Annotated in this window: 9 protein-coding genes; 3 read left to right on the top strand and 6 right to left on the bottom strand. The window is 41.1% G+C overall.

Annotated features, from left to right (window positions below; translation table 11 throughout):
* Positions 1 to 76: 76 nt before the first annotated feature.
* Genes IQ228_RS12225 through pgsA form a run of 3 tightly spaced genes read right to left on the bottom strand, consistent with a single transcriptional unit; the run spans position 77 to position 2,480 of the window.
* Entirely contained in the window at positions 77 to 691 is a 615-nt protein-coding gene (locus tag IQ228_RS12225) for a hypothetical protein (RefSeq protein ID WP_284083146.1), read from the bottom strand.
* Positions 669 to 1,946 carry an AAA family ATPase gene (locus tag IQ228_RS12220; protein WP_193962965.1) on the bottom strand — a complete coding sequence of 426 codons (1,278 nt, stop codon included), beginning with the start codon at positions 1,944 to 1,946 and terminating at the stop codon, positions 669 to 671. Before IQ228_RS12220 ends, IQ228_RS12225 begins: the two co-directional genes overlap by 23 nt.
* A gap of 21 nt (positions 1,947 to 1,967) precedes the next feature.
* A complete protein-coding gene (gene pgsA / locus IQ228_RS12215; RefSeq protein WP_027402315.1) occupies positions 1,968 to 2,480 on the bottom strand; it encodes a CDP-diacylglycerol--glycerol-3-phosphate 3-phosphatidyltransferase in 513 nt (170 codons plus the stop codon).
* A gap of 268 nt (positions 2,481 to 2,748) precedes the next feature.
* Between pgsA and IQ228_RS27425 the strand changes: the two genes are divergently transcribed.
* The 3 genes from IQ228_RS27425 to IQ228_RS12200 all read left to right on the top strand — a co-directional run bounded on the left by IQ228_RS27425 (position 2,749) and on the right by IQ228_RS12200 (position 4,790).
* The gene (locus IQ228_RS27425) at positions 2,749 to 2,949 is read left to right on the top strand and encodes a hypothetical protein (protein WP_027402316.1); all 201 of its coding nucleotides are present in this window, start codon (positions 2,749 to 2,751) and stop codon (positions 2,947 to 2,949) included.
* Positions 2,950 to 3,205: 256 nt separating this feature from the next.
* Positions 3,206 to 4,180: a tRNA epoxyqueuosine(34) reductase QueG gene (queG, locus tag IQ228_RS12205; RefSeq protein ID WP_027402317.1), complete on the top strand. Its 975-nt coding sequence runs from the start codon at positions 3,206 to 3,208 to the stop codon at positions 4,178 to 4,180.
* Positions 4,155 to 4,790 (top strand): HAD-IA family hydrolase, encoded by a 636-nt coding sequence (locus IQ228_RS12200; protein ID WP_027402318.1) that lies wholly within the window; start codon positions 4,155 to 4,157, stop codon positions 4,788 to 4,790. The genes queG and IQ228_RS12200 overlap by 26 nt, the downstream gene beginning before the upstream one ends.
* 316 nt (positions 4,791 to 5,106) lie before the next feature.
* On the opposite strand, the gene IQ228_RS12195 is transcribed toward IQ228_RS12200, so the two are convergent.
* The 3 genes from IQ228_RS12195 to IQ228_RS12185 all read right to left on the bottom strand — a co-directional run bounded on the left by IQ228_RS12195 (position 5,107) and on the right by IQ228_RS12185 (position 10,400).
* Positions 5,107 to 6,513 carry a family 2B encapsulin nanocompartment shell protein gene (locus IQ228_RS12195; RefSeq protein WP_193962963.1) on the bottom strand — a complete coding sequence of 469 codons (1,407 nt, stop codon included), beginning with the start codon at positions 6,511 to 6,513 and terminating at the stop codon, positions 5,107 to 5,109.
* Positions 6,514 to 6,638: 125 nt separating this feature from the next.
* Complete coding sequence (locus tag IQ228_RS12190) at positions 6,639 to 8,036, bottom strand: family 2B encapsulin nanocompartment shell protein (protein ID WP_027402320.1); 1,398 nt, start codon at positions 8,034 to 8,036, stop codon at positions 6,639 to 6,641.
* A 102-nt stretch (positions 8,037 to 8,138) separates the two neighbouring features.
* Positions 8,139 to 10,400, bottom strand: a complete 2,262-nt coding sequence (locus IQ228_RS12185) for a family 2 encapsulin nanocompartment cargo protein terpene cyclase (protein WP_027402321.1) — start codon at positions 10,398 to 10,400, stop codon at positions 8,139 to 8,141.
* Positions 10,401 to 11,006: the final 606 nt, after the last annotated feature.

The following is an 11,006-nucleotide window of genomic DNA, read 5'->3' as shown; positions in this document are numbered from 1 at the left end:
TTTCAGAAAAGTAGCGGTAAAGCTAGGATTAAATTCTAGTGGAATCAGTAGAGGCGCATTGATATCGCCGTTAAGATTATTTATTTGGTCTTAAGAATCCCCGTCCATTTATGGCGGGGAGTGTCAACTGATAAGGAAGTTTAGACAACTTTTGACAACCACCGGGATATACTGCGTCGGCTAACTTCTCCCATGTGCCACAAATATCATCATTGGTGTATGAATTTAGGATTGCTGGTTTAGCAGTTGGATAAGCCGCCTTTACTGCTGCTAAATCACCTAAATACCATGCTTCGCCTTCCTCAATAGCGATGCAAAATTGCGTCTTTGGTTTCGGTTCACAAGAGTCTACAACATTAAGTAATTCTTGGCGAAAAACACTCAAACATCTGTCATCAAGATCGCAAATAATGATCAGAACAGCGTGATAATTAGGAGGATAACTGGCAAATGTTTTACCATAGCCTTGAATAAGTCGCGGTAATTGGTCGAGCAAAATTCGTTTTTTGGGATCAGAATTAGATATGAGATTTTTAGGAATATGCCCTATTCCTTTATAAGCATGAATATTAAATGTGTGTTGTTCGGGGTTAATAATTTTTGGAACAAGAATCTCAAGAGTAGTTTTGCCGGAAACATCCTCAACTAATATCTCAAAGTGCATATATTCACCTTGCGTCCAAGTAGTCACTGTACCAAAGTCCACCTAGGGGCAACCCTTCAGAAACAAGATTATTAATCAAAGAATCTTTACTAGCCCGCTTAATTTTAGCAAATCCATCTTCGCCCTTTTCTAATATCCAAACTTCTTCAGGTTCAAGGGCATCTACAAAATATGGTTGATGTGTTGTCACAAATATTTGTGATCCACCTTTTTGACCTGTAGTGTGTTCTCGAAATTCTCTAGCTAGAGTTTCTAAAAGTTTATGATAAAGTCCATTTTCTGGTTCTTCGATACACAAAAATGGTGGTGGTGATGGATCTTCCAACATCAGAAGATACGCAAATACTTTGAGTGTACCATCTGACATTTGTTGAGAGTAAAATGGGTCTTGAAACCCTTTGTCATTGAAACATAAAAGCAGTCTTCCATCTGGACTTGGGGAAGTGCTAATCTTGTTGACACCGGGAATTTTGTTGGCTATTTTTTCCAGTATGGATTGAAACTTTTTTGGATGTTCTCTTTCCATAAACTGAACTACATTACCTAAATTATCTCCATGAGTATTTAAATGCTTTTGTGGTCCAGCTAGAGGTAAACTGCGGGCAGCATCTGGTGTAAAATAGCTTAAATACCATCCTTCAATAAATCTTCTAAACATAGAAATTCGGGGATGTTGTTTAAGTGAACCTAAAGTAGCAATTCCCAGTTTTCGCTTATCGTCAAGTTCAACTACTTCGGTTTCTTTGTTTTCTTTTTCTGCTTCACCCCTTTGGATTTTATCTATTAAATCTGACACATCAAAATCATCTTGTTTGCCTTCTTGTTCACCTTTCCATGCGATTCCTCTGCCTTCATTGAGAATTAAAAAAGAAAAAGGTTGTCCCTTACCTTGTCCTTTTCTGCGTTGTCTGAGTCTCTCTTTTTTTACATAAGGTCTTCGAGATGAGTCAATATCTATTGCTAATTCATAAGTAATTGGTCGGGCATTACCATCTTCTTTATAATAGATTTCAAACTCAATACTTCCCTGTTGTCCTTGAGAGAGAATTTTCTCAAAGCCACCACGACCATGAGCATAACAAGCTTCTTCTACTCCATTTTTTAAGCAATCGGCAAGAAAACCGAAAGTGTCGAAAATGGTACTTTTTCCCACACCATTCTTACCAATAACGGCTGTCATTGGTGTTAATGGCTTGGCAGTTTGTGTGTTCCACAATTTCCCCAAAGTGATATCACGAATAACTCTGTAATTTCTAACTCTAAAGCCTTCTATCTTCGACATTTAATTTGCTCTACTTTGATTTTACTCGCTAATTTTTTGAGGAATTAGATAAATAACTCCTGAAACAATTGTCAATATTACAGATATCCAAAAGGTAATTAAAACCGGAGTTTGCCAAGTTGGTGATAAGGGGGCAATTAGTAAAGATATGGCAATGATTTGACTCACTGTTTTCAGTTTACCCCAAATATTTGCCCCGGTGATGGTGGTTTGATTAACTCGCCAACCGGCGATCGCTAATTCCCGTGCTAAAATTATAAACACTGCCCAAGCTGGGATTTTTCCTAATTCTACTAATACTAATAATGGTGCAAGTACCAATAATTTATCTACTAAAGGATCAAGAAATTTACCTAATTCGCTAATTTGGTTGAGTTTTCTGGCTAAATATCCATCTAACCAATCAGTTAAAGCCGCAATTAAAAATATAGTTAAACATATCCATTTGGCTTCATTTGTGGGATTATATAAACCATAAAGTAAAAAAGGTATTCCCAGCAATCGAGAAAAAGTAATCCAGTTAGGTAGAGTCATCACAAGTTAAAATTACAAACCAACACTAATTATATAGGTTAGGTACTAATATCCCCCAACATGGGATACGTTATCAAGATATATAACTCTGAAGCTTGAAAGTGTTGATTGTATGCGTGCTATGCTGATAGTGGTGCAGCACTTATCCCCCAACTTTAAAAGCGTGATGAAAGAGTTACTGGAAAGACGCACCCGAATTACACTTACCAAGTGTTGTTGTAAAATTTATTTACAAAATAAAAACACCCACATTAGAGAGGAATTGATGGTGGAACAAAAAATTAACTGTGCTGAAGCCTGTGTCAACGGGTGTGTTTTAGGTGATCAATGTCCCAATATTGAGTATCGAGAATCAGCTTCAAAATTCATCGAAGAAACTTCTTTAGACAAAATGCTAGAAATAGCTGAAGAAAGATTGCGGAAAAAAATCACAGAACCCCCAAAATGGGTGTTTCCAGAAGATTCTTAAAGAGAATTTTGAGCAAGAAGTTATTGAAATCAGTTAAAATAAGTAATTGGACAAAAATATTTACAGTCATTGCGAGGGAAGGGAAGCAATCACAACCATGGCGATTGCTTCATTTCACTGTGTTATATATGGCTAACGCCACGCTGCGCTAACGCAATGACATTGTGTAATTAATTCTGTCTCACTACTTAGTGGGTTAAGAACAGATAACCCACTCAAAATATTACCATCCTCATAAAATCAATAATAGTTGAAAATGAATGAATATATCTCAATAGACAGCGCAGCAGTCAAAGCAAAAGCCAAAGAATTGGGATTTCACGAAGTAGGGATTGCTGCTGTCGGTGATTTAGAGACGACAGAGACAGAAAAATTGCAAGCTTGGTTAAAAATGGGTTATCACGCCGACATGGAATGGATGAAAAATCCCAAGCGTGAGGATATTAATTTAGTGATGCCAGAAGTGCGATCGCTCATATCTGTAGCCTTAAATTATTATACCCCCCATCAACGTCCCCAGGGGGATGAATATGGCAAAATTTCCCGTTATGCCTGGGGTCGAGATTATCATAAAGTCATCCACAAAAAGCTCAAAGAACTAGCCAATTGGCTAGAATCCCTGGGCGAAAATGTCAAAGCCCGTTATTATGCAGATACAGGGCCAGTCCAAGATAAAGTTTGGGCGCAAAAAGCCGGCATTGGTTGGATTGCTAAAAACGGGAATGTGATTACCAGAAAATACGGTTCTTGGGTGTTCTTGGCAGAAATATTAACCAATCTGCAACTAGAAAGCGATCGCCCATCCACCCAACATTGTGGCACCTGTACTCGTTGTTTGCAAGCCTGTCCGACAGGTGCAATCACCGAACCCTTTATCGTAGATGCTAATCGCTGCATTGCCTATCATACCATTGAAAACCGCGCCGAAGAACTCCCCGCAGACATCACACCCCATTTACAAGGATGGATAGCAGGTTGCGATATTTGTCAAGATATTTGTCCTTGGAATCAGCGATTTGCTCAAGCAACTAATGTCAAGGATTTTCAACCCTATCCTGGAAACTTAGCTCCCAAGCTGGTAGAATTAGCCCAAATATCCAATGAGGAGTGGGATAAAAGATTCACAGCATCAGCCTTGCGACGCATTAAACCAGAAATGTTACGACGTAATGCTCGCGCTAATCTTGATAAATCCAGGCATAATAATGACCCAGAAAGTAATAATTTTTGATTTCGATGGGACGATTGCTGATACAGTAGATGCTCTTGTAACTATTGCCAATCGTTTAGCCTTGGAATTTGGATATGTGCCGATTAATTCGCAAGAACTAGTCCTATTGAGAAATTTAACAGCCAAAGAAATTATTAAATATTCCGGTGTTTCCCTATTCAAAATTCCTTTTATGGTTAAAAAAGTCAAAGGAGAATTAAAACATAAAATCCCAGAATTAAAACCTATTGAGGGAATTAATACCGCATTAATAGAACTCCACAATCAAGGTTATCAAATGGGAATTATTACCTCTAACTCTCAAGAAAACGTCAATCAATTTCTTAAATGTCATAACTTAGATTATTTGTTTGACTTTATTTATTCAGGAGTAACTATTTTTGGTAAAACCACAATTATTAATAATGTGTTGCGACAAAAACATTTCAAACCTGAAGCAGTAATTTATGTCGGTGATGAAACTAGAGACATAGAATCTGCTAAAAAAGCCAATATCAAAGTTATTGCTGTCAGTTGGGGTTTTAATTCTTCCGAAGCCCTCAGCAAACAAAATCCAGATTTTTTAATTCATCATCCCAGTGAATTATTGGCTGTAATTAAAAGCTGTTAAGGGGTAGTTATTAACTCCCCCCTCTAACATACCTCTAAGATACAAGGTTGGGTTGTTCGCGTCAGCGTTGCGGAGCAATGGAACGAAACCCAACAAAATCCTTGATAATGTTGGGTTTCGCTATCGCTCAACCCAACCTACATTTCCTTAACCGACAAGTAAGTAGTGAGACAGAATTAATTACACAATGTCATTGCGTTAGCGCAGCGTGGCGTTAGCCATAGGGAACAAAGTGAAATGAAGCAATCGCCAGGGTTGTGATTGCTTCCCTTCGCTCGCAATGACTGTAAATATTTTTGTCCAATTACTTATTGCGTCAGTGTCCGATTTCTACGTCTTCGAGGATACCGAGTGCGTCGGGGACAAGAACAGCTGCGGAATAGTAGGCGCTAACTAGGTAAGAGATAATTGCCTTGTCGCTGATACCCATAAATCGGACAGACAAGCTAGGTTGATATTCGTCAGAGATACCAGTTTGATGTAAGCCGATGACACCCTGATCTTCTTCACCAATACGCAATACAAGGATAGAACTAGTTTGGTGCTTGGTAATGGGTATTTTGTTGCAGGGAAGAATAGGTACACCGCGCCATGCAATTACCTTACTACCATCCATATCAATGTTTTGTGGATAGATACCCAGACGATTGCATTGCCGACCGAAAGCTGCAATAGTGCGAGGATGGGCTAGAAAGAACTTTGACTTTCGGCGGCGAGTCAGCAGTTCATCTAGGTCATCAGGTGTGGGCTTGCCACTGCGAGGGTGAAGACGCTGTTTAAGGTCAGCATTATGTAATAAACCAAATTCACGGTTATTGATCAATTCATATTCTTGACGTTCCCGTAATGCCTCAATAGTCAGACGTAATTGTTGTTCGGTCTGATTCATCGGTTCATTGTACAAATCAGCGACGCGAGTATTGATCCTTAACACAGTTTGGGCAATACTCAACTCATATTCGCGGGGGGAAAGTTCGTAATCAACAAAAGTTCCTGGTAATTCAGTTTCCCCAGTATGGCCTGAAGACAAAGCAATGGAGGCTTCACCATGCTTATTCTGTGGTAATTGTGCGCGAGTTACGACTTGCTCAATATGAGCCTGTAATGCTGGTGAATGGTTAAGCACTTCCCTGAATGCTTGTTGTGGTAGCGTTAAAACCGTGCATCGGGTGACAGCCTTAACCGTAAACTTCCAAATACTTTGAGACTCTACCAACACTTGATCACCAAAATGATCGCCATCAGCTAATGCGCCTAACAAAGGTTGCTCTTCATATTTAGCAATACCAATCTTGTTTACCTTGCCATGAGCAATCAAGAAAAGCTGCTCGGCTGGCTGACCTGACTGTACTATAATGTCATCGGGCGCGAACTCCTGTTGCACAAACCGACTGGCTAAAGCTGTTAACACTTCAACATCATTAAACCCTTGCAGCAATGGCAATTCACTAAGTTCTTGGGGAATTACCTGTATAGTTGCGCCCGTATTGGTGAAAGTAACTCGGCCATCACCTAAAGTATAGGTTAACCGACGGTTGACTCGATAAGCGCCACCTTTAATCTGCACCCATGGCAACATCTTCAACAACCACCGTGGGGTAATTTCCTGTACCTGCGGTGCAGATTTGGTTGTTGTTGCCAAATTACGGGCTGCTGCTGTACTTAAACTTAGTTGATGCTGTCCACCCTCAATATCTAAACTCGAATCATTAGAATATGTCATCTCATCCTCTAATTACTCACAAAAATACTGAATAAAATAGTTGAGAGGTCAAAGTAATCAGGTTTGTGTCAAAAATCACTGCATTTAATTGACACAAATCAATTACATTTACCTCTCAAAACCAATTAGCGACCAATTTCTACATCTTCAAGGATGCCAAGTGCGTCAGGTACTAAAACCGCTGCGGAGTAGTAAGCAGTGATGAGGTAAGACATAATAGCCTTTTCACTGATACCCATGAAGCGCACAGATAGGCTAGGTTGATATTCATCAGGGATACCAGTTTGATGTAAACCGATAACGCCTTGTTTTTCCAAACCAGTGCGGAGTAAGAGAATAGAACTTGTTCGGTTATTACTGACGGGTATTTTGTTGCAGGGAAAAATTGGTACACCACGCCAAGCGGGAACTTGATGTCCGCCCATGTCAGTGCTTTGTGGATAAATCCCCATGCGGTTACACTCACGAGCAAATGCAGCGATAGTCCGAGGATGAGCCAGAAAGAAGCTTGGGTCTTTCCAGACTGTAGCCAGCAATTCATCCATGTCGTCTGGAGTAGGTGCGCCAGTGCTACTGTAAATACGTTGTTTAAGGTCAGCGTTATGCAGCAACCCAAATTCGGGGTTGTTGATCATTTCATGTTCTTGACGTTCCCGTAATGCCTCAACAGTCAGACGCAATTGTTGTTCGGTCTGATTCATTGGTTCATTGTATAGATCAGCTACTCTAGTACTAATCCGTAGAACCGTTTGGGCAATGCTTAAATCATATTGACGGGGTGAAAGATCATAATCAACGAAAGTACCTGGTAAATCAATTTCACCGCGATGACCCGCAGATAGGCTAATAGCTGCTTCACCTTGTTCAGTCTGTGGCTTGCTTAGGAGGGCGCGGAACTTATCAACCTGATTTTGTAAAGCCTCAGACTGGTTAAGAAGTTGCTCAAACGCCTGTTGAGGTAATGCTAATACAATACATCTGGTGACAGCTTTGAGGGTATACTGCCAGGTGTCTTCAGACTCTACTAAAGATTCATCGCCAAAATGATCACCATCAGCCAAAACATCTAAAACCACCTGGTCGTCATATTTACCAAGACCAATCTTGTTAACTTTACCACGGGCGATCAATAAGACTTGATTGGCTTCTTGTCCTATTTCAACAATTACATCGCCTGCTGCGAACTCCCGCTGTACAAATTGGTTCGCTAAAGCGGTTAAAACTTCTGTGTCCTCAAACCCTCGTAGTAAGGGTAATTCAGTCAGTTCTTGGGGAATTACTTGTACTGTCGTGCCAGTGTTGATAAAAGAGACTCGTCCATCACCTACGGTATAACTTGAACGACGGTTAACGCGATATACACCACCTTTTGTTTGCACCCATGGCAATAGTTTCAATAACCACCGTGAGGTAATTTCCTGCATCTGCGGTGCAGATTTGGTTGTTGTCGCTAAATTACGTGCTGCTGCTGTACTTAAACTTAGTTGAGGCTGTTGATTTTCTGAATCATTAGAGTAGGTCATAACTTAATTCTCCATTTTCTGGTTACTAAAAAAACAACGCGGTTTTACTTTACTGAATGTAGATCAAGAAAAATTGAAGTTGACACAATCCCAATTTGCCGATTATTTGGTCAAAGGCTTGGTTGCGCCGACCAATGATCTGATATGTGCAGCAGAAGTGCCAAATCCTGTGGGACCGTTGAGTAGCCGCACTATTGGCGAAGCACTATTACGCAGTTCAAATTCTTTATAGCGGTCTACCTTCGTATGCCACTTAAGTACACCGCACATCCACTGTTCTAGTTTTTCAACATATTTGAGTAGTTTCTTGCGGGTGTTTTCATCCAATTTGAAATCGTCGAAAAGGGCTGGCAGTTCAGTCTCGACGATGTGTTGAAACTGTTGCGCCCGCGCGGTCATCAGATTGTTAACAACCTCGACAGCCTGGGTTATATCGCAGTTGAGGAAATTCTGAACCACCAATACACAGTTATGAATTTCGCCTTCAAATTCGATTTCTTTCTGATAAGAAAAAATGTCATTAGTGAAACAGGCAAAATCGGCAGCGGCATTTTCCAGCGATCGCATTGGTCGGCTGTAGTAGATTTCCATTGGAATCTCACCACCTTGGGCTAATCGAGACAGACTCATCGTCAAATCCGAGCCAAACGTCTTACGACGCATTTCAATATAATCTATCGGATCTGGAATCCGATTTTGAGTCTGATTTGCCAGTTCCCACACCCAACTATCAGTCATATCCTGGATCGCACGGCGAAATTCAGTCCGGGCATTAGCTGTCATAGGTGCAGCCGTACGAGACCAAATATCTGCCAAACCCTTTTCTACTGGATTAGTCGGCACAGCAGGAGGGGTAGAATCGTCGAGAGGCATAAACGCCGACAGTCGGGCGTTAAAGACTTTTGCACCTGCTAAGTCGCGGTTATTCCCGTAGATTGCGGGAAAATAATCATCAGCATAAGTTCCCCAAACAAGCCAGCAAGCTGTTAAATTTAGCTCATGCTCAGAACCATTTGGATGTATCCAAGCACCGCATAAAGCTACGTCAGCAACATCAAACTTATGGTCATTCCAGATAAAAGCATCAGGAATACCAGGTAGTGATGCCAACATCTCCATCTGACGCGCCCATTCCTTAGAATGCTTCCGCGCGGCATCTAGATTGGGATTCAAAGTGGTAGAGAAAGGCATATAAAACTTCGGCAGTTTCACTGGACCTACATTCTGGTAGGGAACGTGAGTAAAACTTTTAAACCTTCCTAAACCCAGGGTGGTATATAACGATTCAATCCGCGCTGCCGATGTGCCTAAACCATTTGGACCACTCAGAATACCAGATTTGGCAGAATTATCCTCTTCCTGTTTATTCATATAGCGGCTTGATCTCATGTGCCACTCATGACCGCCAGATTGCCAATCCTGAAGTCCTTTGATGTAAAGGAGAACATTCACACGCTCTACTGGGTCTACTCCATACTCCTCAAAAAGGGAGGGCAACTCGGTGACAGCAGTGTTATCAAACTGATATAAACGGGAGTTGAGTAGTTCGTTAGTGAGGTTAGCCGCCTCTTGGGTACTTACATTCAAGAATTTTTCAATTACAAGCACACAATTAGAATTTTCACCTTCATCTTCCACTTCTCTTTGATAGGAGAATAGGTCGTTGCGGAGATGTACTCCATCAGCAAATGTGTCTTTCAAAACCCGCATTGGTCTAGTTGCCGCAATTTTAGCCGGAACTTCCACGAACGCGGCGTGTTCCACCAGATCGGCTGACCAGGGTGCGCCACCAACTTTACGCCGCATCTCAATGTATTCGATGGGGTTAGCAATTCGATTTTGATTGATGTTGGCCAGTTCCCACATTGACTCATCTAAAAGATTTTTGGTACTTTCAAAGAATCGTCGCCGCCATTCCACAGACTTAGTAAATGCGGTGCGAGACCACAAGTCAGCCAAACCGCGCTCTACTGGGTTGGTGGGAACGGGAGGGTTGTCCTTGGGATAAATCGGCATAAATGCGGGGAGTCGGTCAAGATACTCCTTCGCCCCAACCATATCCTGACTGCGTTTATAGATTTCCAGGAAGTGATCATCGAAAAAGAATACCCACACATACCAGTCTGTTACCAAGTCAAGTTCTGGAGAATCTGTATCTGGATGGGTATATGAGCAAAGTAAGGCGTAGTCATGAGCATCGAATTTACGCTCGTCCCAAATAGGCTCACCTTGGGCTTCCTCTTTTGAGCCAAGTATTCCCATTTCGTAAGCCCACGCCTTAGAATGCACTCGTGCTGCTTCCAGATTTGGATTCAGCCTAGCTGGCCAAGGCATATAAAAATCTGGCAGTTTAAAAGGTTGCATAATATGAGAATATTGTGTTATTTAAAACATAGCAACATAACAATAGTTACAAATTATGCCTGGTTGTCAAGTAATAATTTACAATTATTAACCTGAAAATACTTAACTATTTGTACTGAGCTTGTTAGCTTGTTGATAGCGTAGCTTGGCGTTAGCTATAGCTGTATGCCCGCACCACAAAAAATTTTGGGATATTTTTTTAACTGGAAGTCTCTAATTAAAACTTAGGAGGTTACAGTATATTTTAGAATCGTAATGTACAAAAATACCCCGTATATCACTGAGGTTACTTAAATCTAAAATCAGTGTCCATGCCAAAACTGACCCTAAAGACTTGATGACCTGTTTTTAACATCTTTTCCAAGAAGAAACCTAGTACCGCAGGGCAAAAGTCAAAAGTTAAAAATAATAGTTAGGGCTTGCTGAATAAAACTGAAACCTTTTACAGCGGTTTCCGCTTTTATGAGGTACATCTTAACCCCCTCATCGCACCTTCCTCAATCCCCCCGCAGCGGGGGGAAGAAAAGGATAAGCTTTTGATACTGGAGGGGGTTGGGGGTGGGGTTCTTGTACCTCATAACATCGGGAAGTGCTGTATTAATAAAC

It is taken from the genome of Dolichospermum sp. LEGE 00246, from assembly GCF_015207865.1.
GTDB lineage: Bacteria > Cyanobacteriota > Cyanobacteriia > Cyanobacteriales > Nostocaceae > Dolichospermum > Dolichospermum heterosporum.
The sequence above is the reverse complement of the archived record's forward strand: the minus strand, read 5'-3'. Positions and strand labels throughout refer to the sequence as shown.

Excerpts from the sequence above, each read along its gene's own strand:
- IQ228_RS12220 (WP_193962965.1), bottom strand. The coding sequence starts at position 1,946 with ATGTCGAAGATAGAAGGCTTTAGAGTTAGAAATTACAGAGTTATTCGT.
- pgsA (WP_027402315.1), bottom strand. The coding sequence starts at position 2,480 with ATGACTCTACCTAACTGGATTACTTTTTCTCGATTGCTGGGAATACCT.
- queG (WP_027402317.1), top strand. The coding sequence starts at position 3,206 with ATGAATGAATATATCTCAATAGACAGCGCAGCAGTCAAAGCAAAAGCC.
- IQ228_RS12200 (WP_027402318.1), top strand. The coding sequence starts at position 4,155 with ATGACCCAGAAAGTAATAATTTTTGATTTCGATGGGACGATTGCTGAT.
- IQ228_RS12195 (WP_193962963.1), bottom strand. The coding sequence starts at position 6,513 with ATGACATATTCTAATGATTCGAGTTTAGATATTGAGGGTGGACAGCAT.
- IQ228_RS12190 (WP_027402320.1), bottom strand. The coding sequence starts at position 8,036 with ATGACCTACTCTAATGATTCAGAAAATCAACAGCCTCAACTAAGTTTA.
- IQ228_RS12185 (WP_027402321.1), bottom strand. The coding sequence starts at position 10,400 with ATGCAACCTTTTAAACTGCCAGATTTTTATATGCCTTGGCCAGCTAGG.